The sequence below is a fragment of the Pseudomonas cerasi genome, from assembly GCF_900074915.1.
GTDB lineage: Bacteria > Pseudomonadota > Gammaproteobacteria > Pseudomonadales > Pseudomonadaceae > Aquipseudomonas > Aquipseudomonas cerasi.
The window spans coordinates 2,810,981-2,835,278 of the sequence record NZ_LT222319.1; the positions used below are offsets into that span (position 1 = coordinate 2,810,981).

Here is a 24,298-nt window from a genome sequence, read left to right on the forward strand (position 1 = left end):
TGCGCCCGTCAGTCATGGCTTGAACGCGACATTGTTCAGACGAATCAGACCGTCCGGGTTAGGGACGAAACCGGTCACGTTGTTACGCATGGCAATGATTCGCGGGTCGAAATACAGGTAGGCGGTCGGTACTTCATCGGCCAACAAACGCAGCGCTTCGTTGTACAGCGCCTGGCGTTGTGCAACGTCGTTCACGGTGCGCGCCTTGTTAAGCAGTTCGTCGAGCCTGGCGTTACAGTATTTACCGTCGTTCTGGCCGCCTTTGCAGGTCACGAACTGATGGATATCGCCGTCCGGATCGGGGCGGCCTGACCAGGCGCTCATGCCGATCTGGAAGTTGCCGCTCGCCTGTTCGCTGAGCATCGTCGCGTATTCAGTGGCAATCAGGTTGACCTTGAAGCCTGCTTCTTCAGCCATGGCCTGAATGATCTGCCCGACCTGCTGTGCGATGGGGTTGTTGGCCACTTTCAGGTCCACCGCCAATGGTAGCTTCACACCGGCCTGAGCCAGCAGCGCCTTGCTTTTCTCGATATCGCGAGCCGGGATCGGCAGGTCCTTGTCGTAATACGGGCTGTTTTTCGGGAACGGCTGAGCGCTTGGCGCGTACAGACCCTCGAACACCACCTGGTTGATAGCATCGCGGTCGATGGACAGCTCAAAGGCTTTGCGTACGCGCTTGTCCTTACCCATCGGCGAGTTGGCTTTTTCACCGTTGCCGATGTTGAACATCAGTTGCATGTAGCCCAGGCCGGGTGTGTTGTAGATCGCCAGTTTGCTGTCACCCTTGACCGTTTTCACATCGGTTGGTGCAACACGCTCGATGATGTCCAGGTCGCCGGAGCGCAGGTTGGCCAGGCGCACCGAGGTATCCGGAATCGGCAGGAACACCACTTTGTCGAAGTGATAAGCCTGTTTATTCCAGTAGTTGTCAAAACGCTCCAGCACGATTCGATCCTGCTGCACGCGCTGCACGAATTTGTAAGGGCCGGAGCAGACCGGGTTGGAGGCGAATTCGCCTTGCGCGGCTTTCGGCGCGAGCATCATTCCGGCGCGGTCAGACAGCTGTGAAACCAGCGTGGCATCGGCCTGCTTGAGCTTGATGGCAACGGTTTTTGCGTCTATCACCTCGACGCTGTCCACCGAGGCCAGCTCGCTTTTGCGCAGCGAGTCGGGGAGGGTGCGGGCGCGGTCGAGGTTGAACTTCACCGAGGCGGCATCAAAAGGTTCGCCATCGTGGTACGTCACGCCTTCGCGCAACGTCATGGTCAGGGTTTTACCGTCTTCGCTCCAGTTCCAGGCGGTGGCCAGTTGCGGCGAGTAGGTCAGGTCCGGGTTGACGTCCACCAGTTTGTCGCACAGCGCGGTGTAGACCAGGCGGCCGGAGTAGGTGCGCGAACGATGCGGATCAAGCACATCGGGATCGTCCTGAATGCCGATGCGCAACGTCGATTCGGCAAAGGCAGCGTTGGCGGCCAGCAATAACAATGTTCCTGTCACGACGCGTGCGATTTTCATGGCTGGCTCTCCACTGCAAGGGATTGATGGTGCTTGAACAGATTCAGGCGCTGGGTGTAGGCAGCGCTGGGTGTCGGAAGGATCAGCGTGGCGCTGCCTGCGTTGGCGATTTCACGCCAGAAGTGGCAGGCGACCTGGCGTTCGGCCTCGACTGTTTCCATGACCGGCGCAGCGTCCTTGCACAGCGCACGGGCGTGCGGGCAACGGGTATGAAAGCGGCAACCCGAAGGCGGGCGGCTGGGGCTGAGCATATCGCCGCCGAGGAGCGGACGCGGCTGGCGCAGGTCAGGGTGGCTGACCGGCACAGCGGCCATCAGCGCCTGGGTATAAGGGTGCAAAGCGTTTTCGAACAGCGCGTCGACCGGCGCTAGTTCGACGATTTCACCCAGGTACATCACCGCCACGCGGTCACTCATATGGCGAATCACGGCCAGGCCATGGGCAACAATCACCAGGGTCAGGCCGAATTGATGCTTGAGGTCTTCGAGCAGGTTGACCACTTGCGCCTGCACTGAAACGTCCAGCGCCGAGACCGGCTCGTCACCGAGGATCAAGCGCGGCTCGGAAGCCAGGGCGCGGGCAATGCCGATGCGCTGGCGCTGACCACCGGAGAATTCATGGGGATGCCGACCGCCGTGTTCCGGAGCCAGACCTACCGTGCGCAACAACTCGGCGACTTTAGCCTGACGGTCGCTGCGGCTGGCCTGGCTGTGCAGCCAGATCGGTTCGCCAACGATGGATTCCACGGTCATGCGTGGATTCAGCGAGGCGAACGGGTCCTGAAAGATGATCTGTAAGTCACGGCGTACCTGACGCAGTTTTTCCGGCGTCAGGTTGGCCAGGTTGCGGCCCTCGTAAATCACGTCGCCCGCAGTCGGTTGCAGCAGGTTGAGCAGCAAGCGGCCAAGGGTGGATTTACCCGAGCCGGACTCGCCTACCAATGCCAGCGTCTCGCCCTTGCGGACTGACAGGTTGACCTCATTGACAGCCTGTACCGGCGGCTTCTTCGGCTGCAAAAGGCCGCTTTGCACGGTAAAGTGCTTGCTCAGGCCGATGCCTTCCAGAATGGGTTTCTGCGCGTTGCTATCGGGGCTGACGCGCCCGGCGATGTCTGGTCTGGAAAGGTTCACGCACTGACTCCCACATGCTGTTCCAAAGGCGCACGGATGCACGCGGCGAAGTGTCCGGGAGACAACTCAAGCAGTGGCGGGCGTTCGTCTCGGCATTGCTGGGTCACGAACGGGCAGCGCCCGGCGAAGCGGCAACCGCCCGGCATTTCTGCCGGCGTCGGCACCCGGCCGTTAATGGTCGCCAAACGACCTTCACGAGGGCCGATCGAGGGCATCGAGCCCATCAGGCCGATGGTGTACGGATGCTGCGGATCGTCGAACAGGGTTTTCACCGGGCCGCTTTCCACGACACGCCCGGCGTACATGACCATGACGTCATCGGCGACTTCGGCGACTACACCCAGATCGTGGGTGATCAGAATCATCGCTGTGCCGGTCTCGGTCTGCAGGTTGGCGATCAGCGAGAGGATTTGTGCTTGCATGGTCACGTCCAGCGCAGTCGTCGGTTCATCCGCGATGATCAGCGCCGGGTCATTGGCCAGCGCCATGGCAATCATGGCCCGTTGCCGCATGCCACCCGAGAGTTCATGTGGGTAGGCGTCCAGCCGCTGGCGAGCGTCCGGCACGCGGACCTTTTCCAGCATGTCCAGAGCCCGCTGGCGGGCAGCCTTGTCTGAAAGGCCCTGATGACGCATCACGCTTTCAGCGATCTGCTCACCGATGGTGAAGACCGGATTGAGGGAGGTCATCGGCTCCTGGAAGATCATCGCCATGCGGTTGCCGCGCACGTCCAGCAGGCGCTCTTCGGACATGCCCAGCAAGGCTTCATCGATCAGTAGCGAGTCGCTGGCGTCTACCTTGGCCGTCGTCGGCAACAGGCCCATCAGGCCCATTGAGGTCACGCTCTTGCCGCAGCCGGACTCGCCGACGATGGCCAGGGTCTTGCCGCGCTTGACGGAAAACGACACGCCGTCGACAACATTGGCGGGCGCACCGGCAAAGCGGACGGTCAGGTCGCTGATGCTGAGCACCGTGCCGTCGCCGTTTTCTGTGAGGTGGGCAGTGGCGCTCATAGGCTGGCCTCCAGGTCTTGGTTGATGACGGTGTTCAGGGCCTGTTGCAGCGCACGTAAATGGCCGCGCATGGCGGTGGCGGCTTTGATCGGATCGCGGCTTTCAATGGCGCTGACAATGTCGTCGTGATCGTGGCTGTAAGTGTCGAGGCGGTCGGCATTGCGCGCCCGGTGACGCAAGTCTCGCCAGGCAGGGTCCAGACGGATCGCATCGAGCATTTCGAAGATGTCCAGCATCAGCCGGTTACCCGCGGCTTCGGCAATGGCACGGTGCAGGGCGCTGTCCCACAGCTCGATGCCTTCGGCATCGGTCTGCTCGGCGACCTGCTGGCGAGTGGTGCGCTCGGCAAGGCGGCGCAGAATCGCCATCTGTTCACCATTGGCCCGTACCGCTGCCAGTGAAGCAAGTGCTGGCTCCAGGTGCAGGCGCGCTTCCATGACCTCGGTGAAATTGGTCCGGCCGGAAAGCCGTGCGAAGCTCATGGCGGCACTGGGTGGCGTCGGTCCGACAAATGTCCCCTTACCTTGCCGACGCCAGACCTGGCCTTCGGCTTCCAGCACCGACAGGGCGAGACGAACTGCGCGTCGGCTGACCCCGAAATCGGCCGCCAGATCCCGCTCGGTAGGCAATGCCCGCTGGGGGAAGGCCGCATGCTGGGCAACGATCTGGCGCAACGAGTCCAGCGCCAGTTTCGAAGAGTTGTCGATGGGGATGTCAGGGTCGAACCTTTGCATCGTGGTACTCGCGCCAGGCCGAAAAAAGATGCCCTGAGCTGCCCGCAGGCAGGGGTTCCAGGCATAAGGGCTGGTGCAAGAGCGATGCCAATGAAAATTGGTTCGGTCAATTTTGCCGGGCAAGATGGCCAGCCACTGTCGCGGATCAAGCCTGGCGGGCCAATGTTCAAAGGTCCGCCGGGTTGGTCCGCGGCATGGCAAGGGGATTGGTTCGCCGTTGAGTGAACCAATTTTTCAGCGGGTACGGATTTGCTGCATCAATGCGTGCAGGGTGCGCCAAAGTGCACCGCTAGGTGCGCGACCGATGTGCCGCCTCGCGCTAAGCCGCTCGTCATTCCAGGGCCAGATCGAGCAGTGCGGCCCCCAGAGCCTTGCCGTGGGCATCGAGCGCCAGTGACCGCGTGACCCCGCCACGCAGGATGCCGGGCAGGACGAAGTTGAGCGCACCAACACGTGGCAGTTCGTAGCGCCGTACGGGTGGTCCATTTGCATCCAGCAGTTCGGCAAAGTGTTCAGTGACCCGTTCCACCGTCAGCAGCTCAGCCAGACGTGGATAATCGTCGATGCGAAAGGCAACGATGGAGATATTGGAGGCGTCACCCTTGTCACCGGTACGTGTATGAGCGATGTCCCGCAATTTGGTGGTGTTCATGCCAGATCCTCCAGATGCACGTGCAGGTTGACCTGGTCTCTCGGCACAAACAACGACGCCACCGCGACTACCTGGCGGACTGACTTGCTCGCACCGCCGCCGCCGTACGGGCCGTTGGTGTAGAGGGTTTCCACCTCATTGCCGACGCGTATTGCATCGTTTTTGTCCACGCAACGCGCGGCCACCCGGAGGCGTACTTCCCAGGGCTCGCCCTCGGCGCGCGCTCCCAGGTGACTTCCATGCAAGGCGTTAACGCCGATCAGTTCGGCTCGAATGTCCTCACATACCACGCCTGTCAGGGCCAGGCGTTTGAGTACGATGTCCTTCGCCAATTGTCCGCGAGCCAGCGCGCCGGGGCCGCCGTAGGACATTTGTCCTTCGCCGATCCAGCCATCCAGAAAACCTACTGACACCTTCAGCGTCGCGGGACGTGCGTGTCCGTCCGCCCCCTGAACGCGCACTTCGTCTCTGGCGACGGATTCGAAGGCAGCATCGGTGAAATCCGCGCTGACATCCGGCGTCAGATAGGCGGCAGGGTCATGCACTTCGTACAACATTTGCTCGGTGCAGGTGGCGGTATCAATGCGGCCACCGGAGCCTGCCACTTTGCTAATGACGGCGTTGCCTGCCGCATCTATCTCGGCCAGCGGGAAGCCCAGACGGTCGAGGTCTGGGACGTCTTTAACACCAGGATCCGCGAAATAGCCGCCGCTGACCTGGCCGGCACATTCGAGCAAATGCCCGACCAGGGTTCCGCGACCCAGTAATGCCCATGCGTCCTCGGCCCAGCCGAACTCGAACATTTGCGGTGCGAGAAACAGTGAGGGATCAGCGACCCTTCCGGTAACGATCACGTCAGCATCGGCGCGCAAGGCCTGGATGATTCCTTCCGCGCCCAGATAGGCATTGGCCGAGATGAGTCTGTCGCCGAGGGATCGCAGAGACCTGCCGTTGTCGAGGGTTTGATCGGGCTGTTGCAGCAGGGCTGTGAGCACGTCATCGCCTGTCAGGGCTGCGACTTTCAAGCCGCTCAAGCCCAGCTCTGCCGCTATCCGGCGTATTTCACTAGCGGCGCCAAGCGGATTTGCAGCGCCCATGTTGGTGATGATTCGCAAGCGGCGGCGCGTACCGTCAACGCCGTTGCCCACAAAAGGCAAGACCCGGCGCATGCGCTCGCTCAGCAATGGATCGTAGCCTGCTGATGGGTCTGCCAGACGCGACTGCTGTGCCAGCGCAATGGTACGTTCTGCGAGGCATTCAAATACCAGGTAATCCAGTTGCCCATGCTCGGCCAGCTCGATCGCCGGCTCGATGCGGTCGCCGGAATAACCGGCTCCTGAACCAATCCGTATTGTTTTCATTCAGAAAACTCCTATGACCATAGCGGTCAGGGTCATGATGACCGAGGCCGCAAACAGGAAAGGGATAGTGAAACGCTGGTGGTCAGCCAGTTCGATCTTGCACAGGCCGACCAGCAGAAAGGTCGCTGGCGTCAACGGGCTGACCGGGAAGCCGGTGGTATGCACGCCAAGCAGCGACGCCTGCGCGACCTGCATCGGGTCAACGCCGAGCGCTTTGCCGACCTCGGCGACCACGGGCATGATGCCGAAGTAGAAGGAGTCCGGATCGAAGAGCAGGCTCAAGGGCATGGATAGAAAGCCTACGACGACCGGGATCAGCTTGCCGTGCCCGGCCGGGATCTGGCCTACGGCCACTTCTGCCATGGCCTTCAGCATCCCGGTGCCCTGCATGATGCCTGTGAATACCCCGGCAGCAAGCAGAATACTGGCCATGGTCAGGGCCGTTTTGGCGTGTGCGTCGATGCGTGCCCGTTGTGCGTCCACGGCAGGATAGTTGATGCACAAGGCAATCACGGTGCCGAGCATGAACATCACCACCGGATCGACAACCCCCGCGATCATTACGCCCATCACCACCAGCGTCAGCAGCAGGTTGACCCAGAACAACCGAGGCTTGCGCAGTTCACGCTCGGCATCACTGAGCACGCGTTGGTGGGGTTTTACATCGAGATTGTCAGGACCCAGGCCCAGGCGTCGCTCTTCACGCCGTCCCAGGAAGAACGCGCAGGTGAAGACGAAGATCAGTCCGACGATCTGCACCGGAATGAGCGGCTGAAACAGATCCGAAACCGGCACGTGAAGGGCTGCGGAGGAGCGCAACACCGGACCCGTCCAGGGCAGGAAGTTGACACCCGCAGCCATCGCCGTGACGCAGGCCAGTATGCGTTTATCCATGCCCAGCCGCGTATACAACGGCAGCATTGCCGGAATGGTCACGAGAAAGGTCACCGCGCCGGAGCCGTCCAGATGCACCAACAGCGCCAGCAGTGCGGTGCCCATGACGATGCGGGTCGGCCGTGTACCGACCCGTTTGAGGATGCGATCAATGATCGGATCGAGCATGCCGGCATCCGTCATGATGCCGAAGAAGAGGATGGCGAATACAAACATCCCGACTACGGGCGCAACGTTCTTGATGCCTGTGATGATGAAACCACTGGTTTGCAGACCAAAACCAGCGAGGAGGGCGGCGATGATCGGGAGGGCGATCAATGCAACCAGGGGAGATATGCGTTTGCTCATAATACTGACGAGCATGGCAAGGATGGTTATCACACCGAGTGTGGCGAGCATGGGCAGATCCTCTTTGGCATCCCTGTGCGCGGCAGCGACGAGACACCCTCTTGTTGTTTTGCAAGAGTAATAACAACGACGCTATGCTCTGTGAATTGAAATATTCAGTGGGTCTTGTTCGGAAAAACAAAATGAAGAATTCGATCCAGCACATCCGCGCCTTTCTGTCAGTCGCTCAGACCGGCAGTTTTTCCAAGGCCGCAGCTGCTCTCAACTTGTCGCCGTCTGCACTGACCGTACAAATCCAGCAACTGGAAGATTGGCTTGGCGTTGCCTTGCTGGAACGAAGCCCGCGTCATGTCTGCTTGACCGGCGCCGGGCAAAATGCGCTTTTACCCATGGAAAAACTGCTGTTGGATCTGGACAACATCGTTACTGCTGCGCGGGATATTGCAGCCTCACGACGCGGCTTGATCACCATCGCCGCCTTGCCATCGCTGTGTTCAGGTGTACTGCCTGTCGTGTTGAAGACGTTCCGCGAGCGGTTTCCCGGTGTCGAGGTCAGACTGCGAGATGTCGTCGCGCAACGCATCGACACGCTTGTCATGGAGCGCGAAGTGGATTTCGGATTAGGCGTACAGGCTCGGCCCACTCATGGGCTGGAGTTCAACGCGATATTGGAAGACCGGTTGTGCCTGTTCGCCCCAAAAGACCATCCACTGGCAAAGCGTCCGACAGTGAGACTGGACGAGATAGCTGTTTTTCCGATCGTTCTTACCGGCAGGGAAAGCAGCGTTCGCGATTTGGTCGAGCGAGTGTTTGCTGACGAGCAACTGCCTTTATCTGCGGGTCTGGAAGCCAATTACATGTCTACCGTGCTGGCGTTGGTCAGGCAGGGGCAGGGCGTTGCGCTTCTTCCGGAGTCAGCGGACGATGGGCGGGGAGACCTGAGCAAGGTGCCAGTTGACCATACGGGTGTTGTTCGGCAAATCGGGCTCATTACCCGTACGGAGCACACAATGGCCCCAGCTGTTGTCGAATTTGTTCGGTTGCTGGAGGATCTGCGCACGCTCGGCGATCCCAGCCATTGATTTCCTGTTATACGAATGGAATAGGATGGGATAGAAGAAAGACGGGTGTCTCGGCATTGCGTCCCGGTTTCTGACTCAAGGTATGCAACGATGAAAGTATTGTTCATGTGCACCCACAACAGCTGCCGCAGCATTCTGTCTGAGGCGCTTTTCAACAATCTGGCGCATCCAGGTGTGGAGGCAGTAAGCTCGGGCAGTTTTCCCAGTGGCCAGGTAAATCAACGGGCTTTGCGAACCCTGGAAGCAGCAGGTATTTCCACCGCAGGCCTGAGCAGCAAGGCTTCGGACGCTTTTGAAGGCTCGCCTCCAGATATCGTGATCACCGTCTGTGACAGGGCTGCAGGTGAAACCTGCCCGATCTTCTTCGGGCCTGCCCTGAAGGCGCATTGGGGGCTGGCTGATCCTTCCGAAGTCTCCGGGTCGGAAGCGCAGATCACCGCAGCGTTTGAAAGCACACTCGCCAAAATTCGCGAGCGTGTGACAGCGTTTCTTGCGTTGCCACTGGAGGCCATCAGCACCGACCAGCTCAAGGCCGAACTTGATCGTATAGGTTCGCTTTGAAGAGCGATAAAGGTTGCTACGACCAGGCTGACAACTGCTTCGAATTCTCCAGCTCACTTGAAATGAAGATCCCATGCAGCTCATTACCGAAATCATTCATCCCGAACTGAAGTCCACACAGGGCAGAATATTCAGACGCCATGCGGCACGCGGCATCGTATTGAGGGATGAGAAAATACTTTTACTGTTCACTGAACGCTATAACGACTTCAGCTTTCCTGGAGGCGGCCTTGATGCAGACGAGGACGTTGTTACAGGGTTGAAGCGTGAATTTGAAGAAGAGACGGGCGCTCGCGAAATTCAGGTGCTCCAGCATTATGGTTACATCGAAGAATACCGGCCCTATTGGAAGCCCCAGTATGATCTGATGCACATGACCTCACATTTTTATCTGTGCGAAGTCGCGCACCAATTAGAGCCCGTTAGAATGGAAAGCCATGAAATAGCCAATGGCATGCGGCCCGTCTGGATCAGCGTAACTGAAGCCATCGCTCATAATGAGACTGTTATGCAGCGTCAGGAGTCTTCGATGGGGCAGTCCATACAACGCGAGACCTTAATGCTGAGAAAAGTCGCCTCGGAGTTGGTCGTCAACCGGTGAGTATTTTATGTCTGGGTCAAGTGCAGGAGGGGCGCCTGTGGGGGGTGATTGATAACTCAACTAAATGACTGTTTAGTTGAGTTATTAATCTCAGGGACTTTAAGGTTGGGCGAGGGCGGTTGTTCTGCAGGCGAATATGAGTCTCACGCTCCTTGGTAGATCGTCATCAAAAGCTCGCTGACTCAACCTGATTTTAATCATCTGCTAAAAAGAGACTTGGCCGGTAATGCATTTTTGAACTTCACCACCAACCCAGATGCCTTCACCGATCTGTTCTACCTGAATTCGTCCGCGACGTCCCAACGCCGTACCTTGGCTGACGGTATATCGTTTTGGCATTAGCCCGGTGGGTATTAGCCATTGGGCAAGGCTGGCATTAAGGCTACCAGTAACAGGGTCTTCTGCAGACCTGTTACTAATGAAGGCTCGAACTTCGATATCAGCTTCTGCATCTCGCCCGACCCAAGGCGCAAAGGCCCCTACGTTTAACCCATTCAGTGCTGCATAGTCTGGATGTATTGCCAACAATTCTTCACGCGTGCGCAGCATTACCACAACCCAACCCGGGCCGTTGTCTGCCCATTGGCTCGCAATAATACGGTCAGGTGCAACACCCAATCCATCGATGATGCTGTGCAAAACATCGTCTTCAACCGCGCCTCCACGTAGCAACGGTGGTGCCGCGAAAGACAAACGAGGGCCGTCGCGGCGGATGTGAACTAAACCTGCATCACACTCCTGAACGACTTCTTTACTTTGCGAAAAACCATGATCCCCCAACCACACGTAACAGCTGCCTAAAGTAGGGTGGCCAGCGAAAGAAAGTTCACGGATTGGAGTAAAGATACGTACACGATAATCCGCATCAGGATGGGTAGGACGCATGAGAAATGTCGTCTCGCTAAGGTTTGTCCAACGTGCGAACGCGGCCATTTGTTCGGTGGTCAGATCATCAGCGTCGCTTACGACTGCCAGGGCATTGCCTTCCAGGGGCTTACTGGCGAATACATCAACCTGGTGAAAACTCAGTGTATTGGGCATAAAGCGCTCGTCGGTCGGGTTCCGTGGGAAAGGTAACCCTAAATACATCGCAGGATAGTGTCCACATAGCCGCACGAACGACCCGGCGAAGAGCCAGTTCTTGAGTCCAGGAGCCCGTGATTGGATCTGGTTCTCGACCCATTGTTGTTAATGGGTACAACCGAGTCATCGCGACAGCGCTGCGTAGCCATCACGGATAAAGCAACTCGATACAGCGCCGGGCTCGCTCAGTGTTTTTAGCTTCGTGATAGATCAATGTGCGTGGCGGTTTCACTCAGGATTGATTCGAGGCTGAGATCGCGTAACATCTTGTTACGCATAATGTGAGGACGTTATGGTACTTGCGGCCAACGGCCAGAATCGCGCACCGGGATCATTGCGAAGCCCCGGTGTTCGATTTACCCATAACGTCAATTATGCGTGGCCACCTCCGGCCTAGAACGCGTGCAAAGCCCTCTCAGATACCGCAAAACCCACCTCGCGCCTGATTACCATGCTTTACCGCAACGGACCCATAACGCACAGCACAGACGGTTGTCGGGTCCCGTAGGCAATTTCCTTGCAGCACCTCGGGGCTTCAGGGGCTAGCCCCTGTTCGTAGCGAAGGCGGAGAGCTTCTACGGTTTGCTTGTCATCACTGAGAATTTCTTGTAGCACCCGGCAGTGCCTGGCTTGCCCAGGCTATACCGTGCAGTCATCAGTTCGATTCCTGCCTTCTGGCAGTCCTCCTGCGACTTGTAAGCGCCGTGTAGCTCGTTCCCTGTGCCCAACGCGATTATCAGCATCCATTCAATCATGCTCGCTCCTGCGATTTTCAGTCAGCCCGGTGGGGGTGCTGTTACACCCCCACTTTACCGAAGATTACTTCGGACGAACCCTCTAAAACCGCAGAGCTCTTCGATATTTCTTGCTTTGTTTTTCTCTACGTAATACCGTGTAGGTCTTCGGTGATTGAGCCATTCAAATGACTTGTCGTGAGCTAATAGAAACTCTTCTTTCTCGTCAGATAGTTAGCAGTCAACTTTCTGCATATTCCACTGCCATTTACTATCAGCTCTGGCGTGAGGGCTGTGTCTTTGACTCTTCTGATAGGAGTGTTCAAACGCATAGAGCGCGTTTAAGGAAATTAGGTTTTGATATCGTTAAACCGCATGTAGCTGAATAATCTAATTCAGCTGCCGATTAATGCAGGGTAGGGGAGTTCGTACCTCCCCATCCTGCTGACCATTACCGATCTATGGAGGATCACCAATGGCTGTCACAAATTCTACTCAAGCTAGCTTTTCACCGCGTGAAAGCTCTATTCCGCTTACCTTTGTTTCAGTGCCCGAACGTGAAAAAATATCATGTTCAATTTCCGGCATTCCAGCCGTTGACCCTCTTGGTTTGGTTGGGTTTCACGTTTCTGTTCATGAATCCGTCGAATCTGACACTGTTTCTTATGGCTGTGTTGTCCTTGGCTATCTCTCTGGATGCGTTCCTATGGGTGTTGAGTCCAAGCTTTTGCTGAGGCAGGACGTGTTGCCGCTGACCGAAAACTGACCCAGTAGAGGCTGTTCTGCCGACTGAAAACTGACCCAGGTGTTCAACTGCTTCTGCTCACTTTTTGAGCAGGAGAACACAGGGTGATCAGCATGGAAATGTTGGGAAAAATCCGGCGGATGTACTTCCGCGACAAGCTCTCGCTGCATCAGATAGCCAAGCGTACCGGGCTGTCGAGAAACACCATCCGAAAATGGGTCAGAGCGCCCGAAGCCAATCAACCGGCGTACCAACGGTGCGCATCCTTCAATAAGCTCAACCCTTTTCACGAGACCTTAGAGCAGGCGCTCAAGGCTGATTCGTTCCGGCCAAAACACAACCGTAGGAGCGCCAAGGCACTTTTTGAGCAGATCAAGGCCGAGGGTTATGACGGCGGTTACAGCCAGCTCACGGCGTTTGTCCGCTCTTGGCGGTGCGAGCAAGGCAAGTCTGTACGCGCTTTTGTACCGCTGACTTTTGCCCTCGGTGAGGCCTTTCAGTTTGACTGGAGCGAAGAAGGCCTGCTGATCGGTGGCCTGTTTCGACGTATCCAGGTCTCCCATATGAAGCTGTGCGCAAGTCGCGCGTTCTGGTTGGTTGCGTACCCCAGTCAAGGCCACGAGATGCTGTTTGATGCCCATACACGTTCGTTTGGAGCGTTGGGTGGCGTGCCACGTCGCGGCATCTACGACAACATGAAAACGGCTGTCGACAAGGTTAACAAAGGCAAAGGCCGCACGGTCAATGCCCGGTTTTCCGTGATGTGCGCGCACTATCTGTTCGATCCGGACTTCTGCAACGTGGCCTCTGGCTGGGAGAAAGGCATCGTCGAAAAGAACGTGCAAGACAGCCGGAGGCGAATCTGGCTCGATGCTCAAAATTGCATGTTCCATACCTTCGAGGAGCTGAACGTCTGGCTCGGCCAACGCTGTCGTACGCTCTGGGCTGAACTTGTACATCCGCAGTACAACGGTTTGACGGTGGCAGAAGCCCTGGAGCTGGAGCAGGCTGAAATGATGCCGATGCCGACGGCCTTTGATGGCTACGTGGAACGCACCGTCCGTGTCTCTAGCACCTGCCTGATCAGCGTGGCGCGCAATCGTTATTCGGTGCCTTGCGAGCGTGTGGATCAATGGGTCAGCAGCCGTTTGTACCCTTCGCGAATCGTGGTCATTGCCGACGAAACGGTGATCGCCAGTCACGAGCGCCTCTTTGATCGAGATCAGATCGGTTTTGACTGGCAGCACTACATCCCACTCATCGAACGCAAGCCTGGTGCACTGCGCAATGGCGCTCCATTTGCTGATCTGCCAAAACCGTTACAGCTTCTTAAACGCGGACTGAGGCGTCACACCAACGGTGATCGAATCATGATGCAGGTACTGGCTGCTGTGCCCATCGCCGGTCTCGAACCAGTGCTGGTGGCGGTGGAGCTGGTACTTGAATCGGGAAGTCTGAGCGCCGATCACATCCTCAATGTCGTTGCCCGCCTGACCTCCACCGCACCACCTCCCTGTGTAGAAACCAGCCTGCAACTCAAAGTGGCGCCGGTTGCCAATACAGCACGCTACGACCGGCTCCGTACGACCGATGAGGAGAATCGCAATGCGTGACCTAATGACTGAACTCAAAGAACTGCGCCTGCACGGCATGGCCAGTGCTTGGGAAGAACTGGTCTCTCAAGGAACAGCGTCGACGGCTTCATCGAAATGGCTGCTGGAACATCTGCTTCAGCAGGAACATGCGGATCGCGCGGTGCGCTCGGTGAATCATCAGATGAACATGGCAAAACTCCCCATGCACCGTGACTTAGCTGGCTTTGACTTCAGCGCTTCCAGCGCTGATGCCCGGCTGGTCAGCGATCTATCCAGCTTGGCGTTCACTGAAACCGCGCAGAATGTCGTGTTCATCGGCGGCCCTGGCACCGGGAAAACACACCTGGCCAGTGCCTTGGCTGTATCCGGAATCACGGCCTACAACAAACGCGTGCGCTTCTTTTCCACGGTGGATCTGGTGAATCTGCTGGAGCGTGAGAAGTACGATGGCAAGGCAGGGCGAATCGCCCAGGCACTGCTGCGCACAGACCTGGTGATACTGGATGAACTCGGATATTTGCCCTTCAGCCAAAGCGGTGGCGCCCTGTTATTTCACCTGCTGTCCAAACTGTACGAACACACCAGCGTGGTCATCACCACCAACCTGAGCTTCTCGGAATGGTCGAGTGTGTTTGGCGACGCCAAGATGACCACCGCGTTGCTGGATCGGCTGACACACCACTGCCACATCGTCGAAACGGGCAACGAGTCCTACCTGTCACCGCCACTGTAAAAATGACCCCCTAACGCCAACCTAGAATTGACCCCCCTGGGTAAAACTGGCGGCTTTGAGCTGCCAATATGTTGACCCAGGAGCAGTCTGTGGAAATTAAAGTGTTGGCCCGTCAGGGCCATGGCATCAAATTCATCGCCCGTGAGCTGGGTATTTCGCGTAACACCGTGCGCAAGTACCTGCGAAAGGCCCGGTCGCTACCCAGTGACAAGGTGAGACCCGCACGTCCGTGCAAAATCGACCCCTTCAAGGACTACCTGCACGAGCGTATTGAGGCGGCGCGCCCACACTGGATTCCGGCGACCGTCCTGCTGCGTGAGATCACGGCATTGGGGTACAGCGGCGGCGTCAGTCGTCTGAAGGCTTATATTCGCCCCTTCAAACGTAAGGCAGAAGAGCCGGTGGTACGTTTCGAGACACTGCCCGGCAAGCAGATACAGGTGGACTTCACCACCATTCGACGAGGCCGTCAGCCGCTTAAGGCGTTCGTGGCGACACTTGGTTTTAGTCGAGCAAGCTTTGTCCGTTTCTCCGAGCGAGAGGACAGCGAAGCCTGGCTGACAGGGCTTCGGGAGGCGTTCGCTTACTTTGGCGGCGTGCCCGAGCAGGCATTGTTTGATAACGCCGGAACCATCATCACCGAGCGAGATGCTTTTGGGGAGGGCCAGCACCGTTGGCATCCCCGATTGGCTGCGCTGGCCGATGAGTTTGGTTTTATTCCCAAGGTCTGCCGCCCTTACCGTGCCCAGACCAAGGGCAAGGTTGAGCGCTTCAACGGGTATCTGAAGGGCAGTTTCATTACCCCGTTGGCCGCTACGCTCAAGAGTGCGGGTCTGACGCTGGATGTGGTGACGGCCAACGCACATATCGGCCAATGGCTCGACGAAGTCGCTCATCAGCGGATTCACGGCACGACGGGTGTTCAACCGGCGGTACGTCTGGCCCAAGAGCAGCAGGTACTATTACCACTGCCAACACAGAGCCTGCGCCCGCAACCCGCCCAAGGCCTACGCCTGGGACGGGTCCTGCCGTACGAGAGCTTGCAGCATCCGCTGTCGGTTTATGAGCAACTGCTGGAGGTGAGAGCATGAACCTTCAACATGCTCGCCTGACAGAACTATGCAAGGGGCTAAAGCTTGAGCGCGTCGGGGTGGACTGGCCGCACCTGGCCCAACAAGCAGCAAGCGGCGAAGACAGCTTTGCCGACTTCCTCGAAAAGCTGCTGGCTGCCGAGACCGATGCCCGAAGTGAACGCTCTCGACAGGCCCTGCTGAAAACTGCCGCGCTGCCCGCTGTGAAAACGCTGGAGCAATACGACTTCGCGTTTGCCACCGGCGTCCCCCGGGCACAGCTCCAGGAGCTGGCAGCACTGAGTTTTGTTGGACGTGCCGAGAACATCGTGTTCCTGGGGCCTAGTGGTGTAGGCAAGAGCCACCTGGCTATCGCCCTGGCCTACCGGGCAGTGATGGCCGGTATCAAAACCCGCTTCGTCACGGCGGCTGACTTGATGCTGCAACTGACCGCTGCGCACCGCCAGGAACGGCTCAAGGAATACTTCAGTCGTGTGGTGATGGCCCCTGGGTTGTTGGTCATCGATGAAATCGGCTACCTGCCGTTTGGTCGTGATGAAGCCAACCTGTTCTTCAATGTTGTCGCCAAGCGCTACGAGCAAGGCAGCCTGATCCTCACGAGTAACTTGCCGTTTACCCAGTGGGCCGGAACCTTTGCGGATGATCAAACACTGACAGCGGCCATGCTGGACAGGCTGTTACATCATGCCCATATCGTGCAGATGACAGGTGAAAGCTATCGACTCAAGGACAAGCGCAAAGCAGGAACCAAATCTTCTCGGGCCGAACCGGCTCGAAAATATGAACCCGAGGGGGGTCAAAACTAAGTTGGCGATTTAGCACGGAAGGGGGTCACTTTTTAGTTGGCGTTGACACCTACCGCCTACAACACAGCACATTGGCTGCCCAGACAAAGATCAAAACACGCGAACGAAAGCGAAAGGACGGAAATGATATCGAGGACGATGAGCCATTTTGATCCGCACCATAAATGCCCTGCTGCATGCGGTGGGGCTTGATGCGTCTTCAATCGGAACACTGCTGCTAAGCTTATCCACAATTGCTGGGGCAAAAATCAGCAATCCGTCCTGGGTCAATTTTCAATCGGCAGGGTGGGTCAGTTTTCAATCAGCGCCAACAACCTCCTAGCGTAAGTAATGATCCTTTTGCCGGTTTTGATATCGTCATCAAGGGCAGTATCGGCGGTCTTGATCGTGAAACTATTTTCATCTTCCAGCTCGTCAAGGATGATCGTTCTTTTATTCAGACGTCAGTCGACTTTCAGCAGACCGGATACGGCATCATTCACCGAGGCCCGTGCGTAGCCGAATTGACCTTTCCCGGTAGCCATCGAACTGTTCTTTGCTCTGGAGCAGCCAGTGGTGGCGGAGAGCGGCTCGGTTCAGAGCGAGCCGCCGCCACTGGCGGCGGTTCTTCTTCTCCTTCCAATCGTTCATCTTCGGGATCTGGGAACGTGGCAGCAGCACGTGGCGTTCCGTTCACTGTTGTCGCTGACACCAGCCGCGGACCGCGCACGTTGCCTGTAACGAGTGCAAATTGAGGTACGCATAATGTGTGGACGTTATGGTACTTGCGGCCAACGGCCAGAATCGTGCACCGGGATCATTGCGAAGCCCCGGTGTTCGATTTACCCATAACGTCAATTATGCGTGGCCACCTCCGGCCTAGAACGCGTGTAAAGCCCTCTCAGACACCGCAAAACCCACCTCGCGCCTGATTACCATGCTTTACCGCAACGGACCTATAGCGCACAGCACAGACGCTTGTCGGGTCCCGTAGGCAATTTCCTTGCAGCACCTCGGGGCTTCAGGGGCTAGCCCCTGTTCGTAGCGAATGCGGAGAGCTTTTATCGACCTGCCAGGCTCTTCCGATATCATCCTTTCAGCAGTTTCAGTACCGGGCTGTTCTTTTCAAAGCAGCTCCCGCTGTACTGCGTTTTTCCGTGCTGTTTATCGAAAAACTCTTCCAGTGCTTTCCTGCACTCAGCCTCCGTGCTGTACGGCCTCATGATGCTTGCTGTGCTTGATCCTGCGATCGCTATCGCCAGTACCCAGTTCATTACGCCTCCTGCGATTTTCAGCCAGCCGGGTGGGGGTGCTGTTACACCCCCACTTTACCGTGGTATCCCACGGTTTACTGGTCACTCAGAATCGATAATCACATCCCCTGATTCTGAAAGCCTTGCGTAAGGTACTGATTTTTCGAGGATTTTGTGCACCAGTTCGCTGTCGCGTAATGGCTGCTTTCCTTGCTTTATCAGTATCTTATTGAATTCTATAGCTTTTTGCCGAATAGCTTCCTGCTCGGCAGTCGTCAGTCTTACGTTCGTGGCCATGCCATCACCGTTCATCAAATTCCCTCCAATAATACATGTGTGCACGTTGACACGTATTGACGTGTGCAGTTCCACATGTGTACATTCCTCTCCCATGTTACTTGTGTGCATGTGTAAGGACGCTCCGCATGATGATCGACTGGCTCACCGTTTCCCAGGAGCACGACCACGACCTACCTGTGGTCTGTGACGTTTTCACGTTGACCATCGATTCCAATACCAACGAGGTCTTGAGTACTCGCCAGCCTCGTTTTAAACATGAAGCCAGCCATTCCACGTCCGTTACTATCCATGTTCAGGGTCGAAAAGTTCGTGTCGAAGGCAATCCCAGCAGAGTAGGTCGACTTGATAACCTTTTTGGCTACACCTCAGTTGAACAGTGCATATCTGTCTACAACGCGCTATTGCGTGAATACGGGCTTCCTGCTTTCACACGTTGCACACGCCTTGAATTGCGCCAAGGCGTATCAGGCGCTAAATCGAGTGATCTTGTTGCCGATGGGGCCAAGATTGAACGAATCGACCTGACAACTAACATTGCTCTAGGCGAGGGCAATGTTCTTGCCTATCTTCGCGGTGTATCTAGCCAGCGTATTGGACACTCAATAGGTTTTCTATATCCAAATGGCCGAACTGTTTCTTGGACCCCAAAGGGCAATGGGCAGGGCGGTCGTCTTCAATATCGTAAGGGTTACGATAAAGCATTTGAAATGGATCAGAATCTTTTACCTAAGATTAAGCGTCTTTATGGTGAAGACTCTGAGCAATTTAAGTATGTACTTGATCTTCGCAATTACTGTTTCCATAACGGTGTCGTCCGTATGGAACAAGAATTAAAGAGTGAATTCCTCCAGCGAGATGCCCTGTGCTACTGGGGTATGTTTAACGAGAGCCGATTTGGCGAACTCCACCGTGAGTTTCTTAAAATAGACGAAAGGTTAAAGGTGACAGCTATGGATATAGTTAGCATCAGTGAGCAATTGGTTGCTGAGAAAGTCGTTGATTCTACTCGTTCAGCCAATACCACAGCTATGTATGCAATCCAATGGATGCATGGTCAGGTCTTTGACTTTAATAAAAAGCAGGTACAGACCCATGCTGCTCGCCTTAATCGTATTGGTATAAACATTCGTAATGCGTGCGACACTTCTCGTTTTGCACCTGTTTTTGTTCGCCAGTGCCGTGAGGTTTGCAAGGCCGAACTTGCTGTACCTCTCTGGTACCGCCGCGCTAATCACTTGAAGTTGGCCGCATGAAGACTGTAAGCCTTCAAGGCATTCAGCTTTCACCTGGGCAACGTCGCATGCTTGAACAGCAGCGTCACGTTCGTGATTTTATGAACCCTGTTCTCACTCAGCAGGTTAATGAAACTCTTTCTGTAATTGAACTCAGGAAAGAGCAGGGCACTAAACCTGAAAAGATTTGGTTTCATGATCGCGAGTCAAGTTGGCAAGGGACTATTTCTGTAGCTGAATGGATGGGTTATTAATGCGCCTTTTTCTGTCGTTCAACGTTCCACTTTATTTTTTATTTTTAATACCTTTTATTTTCATCTGTATTTATCTCATGGTGCGTAAATAATGGACAAGTCTCAATATCAGATTCTCCGTTATTCAGTCGAGGCTGAAATTGCTAATTTTAACTCTGGCAACATTGATGATTCTGCTTTCGCTAGCTCGCTTATGCGTCTGTTTCTACAGGCTGCATCAACTGAGCAGGTTAAGTCTCAAATAGCTAAGCGTCAGTTTCTCACGTTTCGCCGTGCACCAAATCTTATTCCGCCCAGCTGGGCATATCGCAATCCGAGCCTAAGTACTCGGCTGCCTACACTGTAAGGGGCTTTACCATGTCCATGACATTGCTTATCGAAGTAACAGGCATTCAGCGTTCTGGCGTTGCTGCCAAGTCTCAAAAACCTTATACCATGTTTCAGGCATTCGTTCATTTGCCAAATATTCCTTATCCTCAGAAGACTGACTTCTATGCCTCCACTCCGGCCGAAGTTCCTCAACCCGGTACTTATGAGTGCGATGTCATTGCCGATGTTCGTGATGGCCGTCTTGAGTTCACCTGTGATCCTCGCCAAGGTCGTCGTAAGAATATTCCGCCTCTTTCTGCTGCAATGAATAAGGCGGGTTAATAAGTGCCGATCCAGTCTGTTTTAGTATGCAGTCGCTTTTCCACTTCGTCAGAGGGTGTGACTTCGTGCGACTCTCAGACTTGGTCGGAAACTTATGTTGTATCACCTGAACAGCAGGCTCAGTTAGAACTGCTTATTACCGGTGGGTTTGACACCGAGATATATCTCCAGTTTTTTTGGGGAACAATCGGTTTGTTCGTAGTAGGTTTTGCAGCTGGAATCATCATTTCCCAAGTGCGGAAAATCCGCAGGAGTTAACACAATGAAACAAGCAATCCAGAAGTTCCGTTCCGTCCCTTCGTTCCGCCGTTCTGTTGTCGGCATCACTGGTGCTGTTGTAGCACTCGCTGGCACTGCAGCGTTCGCTGACGCTGTTACTGATGCTCAGGCAGCTCTCGCTGTTGCTCAGACTGGCGGTGAGAGCGTTGGTGGCTCTGTTGTCGCCGTTGTATGCGCCCTGGCTGTCGTCGGTGTCATCATTGCCCTTGTCCGCAAGGTCTAACCAGCCTTGATCTGGTCTGCGCTGGTCGGTGTTCTCATGGCCAGCGCACTGGTTTCAGGTATCCGGTGCGCTGAATATCTCTAACTTCAGCCCCCGGTAATTCGGGGGTTTTTCATGTCAAAATACTTTACGGCCACTCCATCTGGCTTCTTTGTTTTTGTTCTTCTTTCTTTGTTTTCACTTTTTTCATCATCTGCTTTTTCTGCTTATAGATGGGGCAATACTAACGATCAGTATGATTCTCCCTCACAGGCTTGCGTTGGTTTTGCCCATTTAGCCTACGGTGCTACTCAGACTGTTACCGTCGTTAGTATTAATATCACCGCTCCTCCTAACGTTACTGCTACTTGTTCTGCTACATTTCTTAATAATGATGGCAGTCAGACTCGTCCATATGAATTTGGTTTTTCTAGATATGGTAACTCCTGTGATTCTGGTGAATACAATGCCACTACTGGTTCCTGTGATTCACCTGTTCAAAAGTGTGTTGATGCCAAAGGTGCTGTTTCAAAGTCTTACTCATGGACTCAATCAGGTGATACTCCACATGCTCCCGACATTGGAGGTTGCGGCACTTCAATAACTGGTTTTGCTATTTGTCGTTCTTCTGTTACTGGTGCAGGATTTACTTGTACTGCTGACGTAATTATTACAGGTGAACTTTATGAAGCTCCGGCTCCTGATCCATCCCCCGATACCGGCAGTGGTTCTGGCGGTGATACTGGCACTACTCCTACGCCTGGCACTGGATCTGGATCAGGTTCGGGCACTGGCACGGGTACTGGTTCCGGCTCTGATACCGGCTCAGGCGGTGGTTCAGGTACTGGTAACGGTTCTGGGTCTGGTTCGGGTTCCGGCTCCGGTACGGGCTCAGGCTCAGGCTCTGGTAGCGGCTCTGGCTCAGGTTCAGGTAGTGGTTCTGGTTCTGGCACTGGTTCTGGCTCTGGTAGTGGTACCGGTTCTGGATCTGGTACAGGCAGTGGTTCTGGTACTGGTAGCGGCTCTGGCACTGGCAGTGGTGGTAATGGAACTTGTACGTCCGACTGTGGTGAAGGTGATGGTCCCTCGACAACCAAGCTCAAAGCCCCCGAGCAAGGTTCTTTAGATGGTGAGGATGAAAAATGGCAGAAAAAAATAGACGACTCTAAAGATGAGATTAAGGACGGTTTAGATAAGCTTAAAAGTGTTTTTTCACCTATTGGTGATCTTTCGCTTGGTGGCGGTGGAAGTCTTTACTGTCCACCTGCTGTTACCGTTCTCGGCAAAAGTATAAGTTTCTGTCTTGATAAATATTCGGGCTCTCTTGACTGGATTGCTCAGGCAGTCCTCTTTATGTGCGCTGTTATCGCCCTATTTATTGTCTTTGCATAGGTGATTTATGGATCTTTCTTGGTTAGCTGCATGGCTTGATAGTGTCAATACTTTCTTCCAGTACATCTGGGATTTCATGGCCAGTGGTATTTATCAATTCTTCAAGGATGCTCTCGTTATCATAACGAAAGCGCTTATCTACTCTTACTTGCAATTCAAAGTCATCATGCTAGACATTGCATACACGGTCGTTAAAGAGATATCAGAAGAGAGCGGGGTGGTTGCGCTTGTGAAGTCCGCTTGGGGAAGTATCCCCGGCGACATCCAGTCAACCCTTGCATTCTTCAAGATACCTCAAGGCTTAACTATGATCTTCTCTGCTATCCCAGCCCGCTGGGCAATGAAGTTTATCCCTGGAGCCAATTAACATGGCCATCAAAATTCATCACGGTCCCAATGGATCATATAAAACGTCCGGTGCTGTCTGGGATGACGCTGTTCCCGCTGCCAAAGCTGGACGATTGATCGTCACAAATATACGGGGTATGTCTAGTGAAAAGTTCCACAGCTTGTTTCCTGATCTTCCTGATACTTTTGATCTTCTATACATCGATCACGAGTCCCAAGAAGGCATGGAACGAATTAGAACTTGGTTCCATTGGGTGCCTCGAAACGCCTTTATGATCTTTGATGAGGCTCAAACCCTGTTTCCTCAAAAGTGGACAGATAAATGGGTTGAGCGTTACGACTATCCTGAAGGTATGGATGCAGCCAAGGCTGCTGATCGTCCCATGAACTTTCTTGATGCTTGGACACGCCACCGTCACTGGAACTGGGACATCATCCTTACTACGCCGAATATTAAGTATGTTCACACCGATATTCGTCAGACTTCTGAGGCCGCTTATCAGCACTCTAACCTGATGCTGCTTGGTAAATGGCTCAAATTCCTTGTTGCCAAAGACTACAAGGAGGCCATGCATTCAGCTCAAGAGAATAGGGCACCTACCGATGGATCAAACATCGTTGCACTCAGAAAAATTGACAAACGAGTCTTCCAGCTCTACGACTCAACAGCAACCGGCCAACATCGCGACACCATGGCGGGCAAAAACGCGCTCGCATCGCCTCGCGTTGTTATTCTCGTCGGAGTACTGGTTGCTATTTTCGGCACTATTTACTGGCGTAACGGGGCTAATGCTTTCAGCAATCCGTTATCTGTGGGATCTCCTAAGCCCGTTGCGCCGGTTTCTCAAGCTCCTGTTCCTCAAGGTCCTGCTAAAGCTCCTAACTTGGCTCCTGATATTTTACCTAATAAGCAAGTTGTGCCACTTCCTAGCGTAACCTCTGATCCTTTTGGAAGTTATGAGATAGTCATTAAGGGAAGTATCACCAGCGAGACTCGCGGCACTATATTCGTTTTTGAGCTATCCAAAGGTGACCGTTCTTTTACTCAAACCACACGCGATATGCTCGCTGCCGGTTACGCCATCTTTCCGCATGGCGGCTGCGTGGCTGAACTGCATTACCATGGCGAGCAACGTACCGTTGCCTGTCTTGGCTCATCGTCCAGCGGCGGTGGCGAGAAGTGGCTCGGTGCAGAGCGACGAGCCGCCGCCGCTGGACCCAATCCTTCATCTTCTCATCCGTCGACATCAACCCCAGGTGTACAAACGCCAGCCTCGAAAGGCGCCAGTTTCACCGTGGTTGCTGACAGCAGTCGCACGCCACGAACCATCAATTGACAGCCAGCCTGTTATAACTCGACTAAACGGTAATTTAGTTGAGTTATGCTTTTTAGTGATTAAAAGGACTGTACCTCGATCCCGAGGTGAATTCCAGAGGTACGCATAATGTGAGGACGTTATGGTACTTGCGGCCAACGGCCAGAATCGATCGTCGGGACCATTGCGCAGCCCCCGGCGATCGATTTACCCATAACGTCAATTATGCGTGGCACCACCTCTCCTGATCGCGTGTGACGCTCTCAGGCCCTCCGCAAGATCACTTCGCGCCATGATCACCCAGCTTTACCGCAACGGACCCAAATCGCACAGCACAGTCGGTTGTCTGGTCCCGGAGGCAATTCCCTTGCAGCACCTCGGGGCTTCAGGGGCGAGCCCCTGTTCGTAGCGAAT

At 55.1% G+C, this 24,298-nt stretch carries 27 protein-coding genes; 17 read left to right on the plus strand and 10 right to left on the minus strand.

All coding sequences use genetic code 11. The annotated features are described in order from the left end of the window. Positions 1 to 12: 12 nt before the first annotated feature. The 7 genes from PCPL58_RS15225 to PCPL58_RS15255 form a co-directional block, all read right to left on the minus strand. Complete coding sequence (locus PCPL58_RS15225; RefSeq protein ID WP_065349807.1) at positions 13 to 1,515, minus strand: ABC transporter substrate-binding protein; 1,503 nt, start codon at positions 1,513 to 1,515, stop codon at positions 13 to 15. Beyond that, positions 1,512 to 2,645 (minus strand): ABC transporter ATP-binding protein, encoded by a 1,134-nt coding sequence (locus tag PCPL58_RS15230; RefSeq protein WP_065349808.1) that lies wholly within the window; start codon positions 2,643 to 2,645, stop codon positions 1,512 to 1,514. The genes PCPL58_RS15225 and PCPL58_RS15230 overlap by 4 nt, the downstream gene beginning before the upstream one ends. Next, positions 2,642 to 3,658 (minus strand): ABC transporter ATP-binding protein, encoded by a 1,017-nt coding sequence (locus PCPL58_RS15235; protein ID WP_065349809.1) that lies wholly within the window; start codon positions 3,656 to 3,658, stop codon positions 2,642 to 2,644. Before PCPL58_RS15235 ends, PCPL58_RS15230 begins: the two co-directional genes overlap by 4 nt. Then, complete coding sequence (locus tag PCPL58_RS15240) at positions 3,655 to 4,392, minus strand: FadR/GntR family transcriptional regulator (protein WP_065349810.1); 738 nt, start codon at positions 4,390 to 4,392, stop codon at positions 3,655 to 3,657. The genes PCPL58_RS15235 and PCPL58_RS15240 overlap by 4 nt, the downstream gene beginning before the upstream one ends. 331 nt (positions 4,393 to 4,723) lie before the next feature. After that, positions 4,724 to 5,044, minus strand: a complete 321-nt coding sequence (locus PCPL58_RS15245; protein WP_065349811.1) for an AtuA-related protein — start codon at positions 5,042 to 5,044, stop codon at positions 4,724 to 4,726. Continuing rightward, complete coding sequence (locus tag PCPL58_RS15250) at positions 5,041 to 6,405, minus strand: acyclic terpene utilization AtuA family protein (protein WP_054080927.1); 1,365 nt, start codon at positions 6,403 to 6,405, stop codon at positions 5,041 to 5,043. Before PCPL58_RS15250 ends, PCPL58_RS15245 begins: the two co-directional genes overlap by 4 nt. Then, positions 6,406 to 7,698, minus strand: coding sequence for a CitMHS family transporter (locus PCPL58_RS15255; protein ID WP_003314918.1), 1,293 nt, complete (start codon positions 7,696 to 7,698; stop codon positions 6,406 to 6,408). Positions 7,699 to 7,829: 131 nt separating this feature from the next. Here PCPL58_RS15255 and PCPL58_RS15260 point away from each other — a divergent pair, with 131 nt between their 5' ends. From PCPL58_RS15260 to PCPL58_RS15270, 3 genes are all read left to right on the plus strand, one after another. Further along, on the plus strand, positions 7,830 to 8,729 hold the full coding sequence (locus PCPL58_RS15260) for a LysR family transcriptional regulator (RefSeq protein WP_065351060.1): 900 nt from the start codon (positions 7,830 to 7,832) through the stop codon (positions 8,727 to 8,729). Positions 8,730 to 8,819: 90 nt separating this feature from the next. After that, positions 8,820 to 9,290: an arsenate reductase ArsC gene (locus PCPL58_RS15265; protein WP_065349812.1), complete on the plus strand. Its 471-nt coding sequence runs from the start codon at positions 8,820 to 8,822 to the stop codon at positions 9,288 to 9,290. 73 nt (positions 9,291 to 9,363) lie between these two features. Next, a complete protein-coding gene (locus PCPL58_RS15270; RefSeq protein ID WP_065349813.1) occupies positions 9,364 to 9,891 on the plus strand; it encodes an NUDIX hydrolase in 528 nt (175 codons plus the stop codon). Positions 9,892 to 10,095: 204 nt separating this feature from the next. Here the strand turns inward: PCPL58_RS15270 and PCPL58_RS15275 are convergent, their stop codons facing one another. After that, positions 10,096 to 10,932 (minus strand): PhzF family phenazine biosynthesis protein, encoded by an 837-nt coding sequence (locus PCPL58_RS15275; RefSeq protein WP_065349814.1) that lies wholly within the window; start codon positions 10,930 to 10,932, stop codon positions 10,096 to 10,098. Between the two features lie 964 nt (positions 10,933 to 11,896). On the opposite strand from PCPL58_RS15275, the gene PCPL58_RS32660 reads away from it, so the two are divergent. The 7 genes from PCPL58_RS32660 to PCPL58_RS30920 all read left to right on the plus strand — a co-directional run bounded on the left by PCPL58_RS32660 (position 11,897) and on the right by PCPL58_RS30920 (position 17,412). Then, positions 11,897 to 12,097, plus strand: coding sequence for a phage/plasmid replication domain-containing protein (locus tag PCPL58_RS32660; RefSeq protein ID WP_083188402.1), 201 nt, complete (start codon positions 11,897 to 11,899; stop codon positions 12,095 to 12,097). Between the two features lie 86 nt (positions 12,098 to 12,183). Further along, entirely contained in the window at positions 12,184 to 12,474 is a 291-nt protein-coding gene (locus tag PCPL58_RS30910; protein ID WP_157893905.1) for a hypothetical protein, read from the plus strand. A gap of 92 nt (positions 12,475 to 12,566) precedes the next feature. Next, positions 12,567 to 14,066 (plus strand): IS21-like element ISPsy20 family transposase, encoded by a 1,500-nt coding sequence (gene istA, locus PCPL58_RS15290; RefSeq protein WP_104685638.1) that lies wholly within the window; start codon positions 12,567 to 12,569, stop codon positions 14,064 to 14,066. Beyond that, entirely contained in the window at positions 14,059 to 14,781 is a 723-nt protein-coding gene (gene istB, locus PCPL58_RS15295) for a P-loop NTPase family protein (RefSeq protein ID WP_462687373.1), read from the plus strand. Before istA (PCPL58_RS15290) ends, istB (PCPL58_RS15295) begins: the two co-directional genes overlap by 8 nt. Before the next feature lie 68 nt (positions 14,782 to 14,849). Continuing rightward, positions 14,850 to 15,872, plus strand: a complete 1,023-nt coding sequence (gene istA / locus PCPL58_RS15300) for an IS21-like element ISPsy4 family transposase (RefSeq protein WP_002551322.1) — start codon at positions 14,850 to 14,852, stop codon at positions 15,870 to 15,872. Continuing rightward, positions 15,869 to 16,678: an IS21-like element ISPsy4 family helper ATPase IstB gene (gene istB, locus PCPL58_RS15305; protein WP_005741073.1), complete on the plus strand. Its 810-nt coding sequence runs from the start codon at positions 15,869 to 15,871 to the stop codon at positions 16,676 to 16,678. Before istA (PCPL58_RS15300) ends, istB (PCPL58_RS15305) begins: the two co-directional genes overlap by 4 nt. Before the next feature lie 233 nt (positions 16,679 to 16,911). Next, entirely contained in the window at positions 16,912 to 17,412 is a 501-nt protein-coding gene (locus PCPL58_RS30920) for a P-loop NTPase family protein (RefSeq protein ID WP_157893906.1), read from the plus strand. Between the two features lie 333 nt (positions 17,413 to 17,745). Here the strand turns inward: PCPL58_RS30920 and PCPL58_RS15315 are convergent, their stop codons facing one another. After that, complete coding sequence (locus PCPL58_RS15315; RefSeq protein WP_003314989.1) at positions 17,746 to 17,931, minus strand: hypothetical protein; 186 nt, start codon at positions 17,929 to 17,931, stop codon at positions 17,746 to 17,748. An 81-nt stretch (positions 17,932 to 18,012) separates the two neighbouring features. Further along, positions 18,013 to 18,222: a hypothetical protein gene (locus PCPL58_RS15320; RefSeq protein ID WP_020313137.1), complete on the minus strand. Its 210-nt coding sequence runs from the start codon at positions 18,220 to 18,222 to the stop codon at positions 18,013 to 18,015. Positions 18,223 to 18,335: 113 nt separating this feature from the next. Here PCPL58_RS15320 and PCPL58_RS15325 point away from each other — a divergent pair, with 113 nt between their 5' ends. The 7 genes from PCPL58_RS15325 to PCPL58_RS15350 all read left to right on the plus strand — a co-directional run bounded on the left by PCPL58_RS15325 (position 18,336) and on the right by PCPL58_RS15350 (position 23,905). Beyond that, positions 18,336 to 19,463, plus strand: coding sequence for a phage/plasmid replication domain-containing protein (locus PCPL58_RS15325; RefSeq protein WP_065349818.1), 1,128 nt, complete (start codon positions 18,336 to 18,338; stop codon positions 19,461 to 19,463). Then, positions 19,460 to 19,696 carry a hypothetical protein gene (locus tag PCPL58_RS29605; RefSeq protein WP_083188403.1) on the plus strand — a complete coding sequence of 79 codons (237 nt, stop codon included), beginning with the start codon at positions 19,460 to 19,462 and terminating at the stop codon, positions 19,694 to 19,696. The genes PCPL58_RS15325 and PCPL58_RS29605 overlap by 4 nt, the downstream gene beginning before the upstream one ends. A 357-nt stretch (positions 19,697 to 20,053) precedes the next feature. Next, a complete protein-coding gene (locus tag PCPL58_RS29610) occupies positions 20,054 to 20,347 on the plus strand; it encodes a propanediol utilization protein (RefSeq protein WP_080164647.1) in 294 nt (97 codons plus the stop codon). A gap of 262 nt (positions 20,348 to 20,609) precedes the next feature. Then, on the plus strand, positions 20,610 to 20,849 hold the full coding sequence (locus tag PCPL58_RS15330) for a major capsid protein (RefSeq protein ID WP_041924561.1): 240 nt from the start codon (positions 20,610 to 20,612) through the stop codon (positions 20,847 to 20,849). A 114-nt stretch (positions 20,850 to 20,963) separates the two neighbouring features. Then, positions 20,964 to 22,220: a hypothetical protein gene (locus PCPL58_RS31740; protein WP_157893907.1), complete on the plus strand. Its 1,257-nt coding sequence runs from the start codon at positions 20,964 to 20,966 to the stop codon at positions 22,218 to 22,220. A 7-nt stretch (positions 22,221 to 22,227) separates the two neighbouring features. Continuing rightward, on the plus strand, positions 22,228 to 22,587 hold the full coding sequence (locus PCPL58_RS15345) for a DUF2523 family protein (RefSeq protein WP_065349820.1): 360 nt from the start codon (positions 22,228 to 22,230) through the stop codon (positions 22,585 to 22,587). Position 22,588: 1 nt separating this feature from the next. Then, complete coding sequence (locus tag PCPL58_RS15350) at positions 22,589 to 23,905, plus strand: zonular occludens toxin domain-containing protein (protein ID WP_065349821.1); 1,317 nt, start codon at positions 22,589 to 22,591, stop codon at positions 23,903 to 23,905. Positions 23,906 to 24,298: the final 393 nt, after the last annotated feature.

What these genes read in the sequence shown, in the direction of transcription:
- PCPL58_RS15225 (WP_065349807.1), bottom strand. Translation starts at nt 1,515, where the DNA reads ATGAAAATCGCACGCGTCGTGACAGGAACATTGTTATTGCTGGCCGCC.
- PCPL58_RS15235 (WP_065349809.1), bottom strand. Translation starts at nt 3,658, where the DNA reads ATGAGCGCCACTGCCCACCTCACAGAAAACGGCGACGGCACGGTGCTC.
- PCPL58_RS15240 (WP_065349810.1), bottom strand. Translation starts at nt 4,392, where the DNA reads ATGCAAAGGTTCGACCCTGACATCCCCATCGACAACTCTTCGAAACTG.
- PCPL58_RS15245 (WP_065349811.1), bottom strand. Translation starts at nt 5,044, where the DNA reads ATGAACACCACCAAATTGCGGGACATCGCTCATACACGTACCGGTGAC.
- PCPL58_RS15250 (WP_054080927.1), bottom strand. Translation starts at nt 6,405, where the DNA reads ATGAAAACAATACGGATTGGTTCAGGAGCCGGTTATTCCGGCGACCGC.
- PCPL58_RS15255 (WP_003314918.1), bottom strand. Translation starts at nt 7,698, where the DNA reads ATGCTCGCCACACTCGGTGTGATAACCATCCTTGCCATGCTCGTCAGT.
- PCPL58_RS15260 (WP_065351060.1), top strand. Translation starts at nt 7,830, where the DNA reads ATGAAGAATTCGATCCAGCACATCCGCGCCTTTCTGTCAGTCGCTCAG.
- PCPL58_RS15265 (WP_065349812.1), top strand. Translation starts at nt 8,820, where the DNA reads ATGAAAGTATTGTTCATGTGCACCCACAACAGCTGCCGCAGCATTCTG.
- PCPL58_RS15270 (WP_065349813.1), top strand. Translation starts at nt 9,364, where the DNA reads ATGCAGCTCATTACCGAAATCATTCATCCCGAACTGAAGTCCACACAG.
- PCPL58_RS15275 (WP_065349814.1), bottom strand. Translation starts at nt 10,932, where the DNA reads ATGCCCAATACACTGAGTTTTCACCAGGTTGATGTATTCGCCAGTAAG.
- PCPL58_RS32660 (WP_083188402.1), top strand. Translation starts at nt 11,897, where the DNA reads ATGACTTGTCGTGAGCTAATAGAAACTCTTCTTTCTCGTCAGATAGTT.
- PCPL58_RS30910 (WP_157893905.1), top strand. Translation starts at nt 12,184, where the DNA reads ATGGCTGTCACAAATTCTACTCAAGCTAGCTTTTCACCGCGTGAAAGC.
- istA (WP_104685638.1), top strand. Translation starts at nt 12,567, where the DNA reads ATGGAAATGTTGGGAAAAATCCGGCGGATGTACTTCCGCGACAAGCTC.
- istB (WP_462687373.1), top strand. Translation starts at nt 14,059, where the DNA reads ATGCGTGACCTAATGACTGAACTCAAAGAACTGCGCCTGCACGGCATG.
- istA (WP_002551322.1), top strand. Translation starts at nt 14,850, where the DNA reads ATGTTGACCCAGGAGCAGTCTGTGGAAATTAAAGTGTTGGCCCGTCAG.
- istB (WP_005741073.1), top strand. Translation starts at nt 15,869, where the DNA reads ATGAACCTTCAACATGCTCGCCTGACAGAACTATGCAAGGGGCTAAAG.
- PCPL58_RS15315 (WP_003314989.1), bottom strand. Translation starts at nt 17,931, where the DNA reads ATGAACTGGGTACTGGCGATAGCGATCGCAGGATCAAGCACAGCAAGC.
- PCPL58_RS15320 (WP_020313137.1), bottom strand. Translation starts at nt 18,222, where the DNA reads ATGAACGGTGATGGCATGGCCACGAACGTAAGACTGACGACTGCCGAG.
- PCPL58_RS15325 (WP_065349818.1), top strand. Translation starts at nt 18,336, where the DNA reads ATGATGATCGACTGGCTCACCGTTTCCCAGGAGCACGACCACGACCTA.
- PCPL58_RS29605 (WP_083188403.1), top strand. Translation starts at nt 19,460, where the DNA reads ATGAAGACTGTAAGCCTTCAAGGCATTCAGCTTTCACCTGGGCAACGT.
- PCPL58_RS29610 (WP_080164647.1), top strand. Translation starts at nt 20,054, where the DNA reads ATGTCCATGACATTGCTTATCGAAGTAACAGGCATTCAGCGTTCTGGC.
- PCPL58_RS15330 (WP_041924561.1), top strand. Translation starts at nt 20,610, where the DNA reads ATGAAACAAGCAATCCAGAAGTTCCGTTCCGTCCCTTCGTTCCGCCGT.
- PCPL58_RS31740 (WP_157893907.1), top strand. Translation starts at nt 20,964, where the DNA reads ATGTCAAAATACTTTACGGCCACTCCATCTGGCTTCTTTGTTTTTGTT.
- PCPL58_RS15345 (WP_065349820.1), top strand. Translation starts at nt 22,228, where the DNA reads ATGGATCTTTCTTGGTTAGCTGCATGGCTTGATAGTGTCAATACTTTC.
- PCPL58_RS15350 (WP_065349821.1), top strand. Translation starts at nt 22,589, where the DNA reads ATGGCCATCAAAATTCATCACGGTCCCAATGGATCATATAAAACGTCC.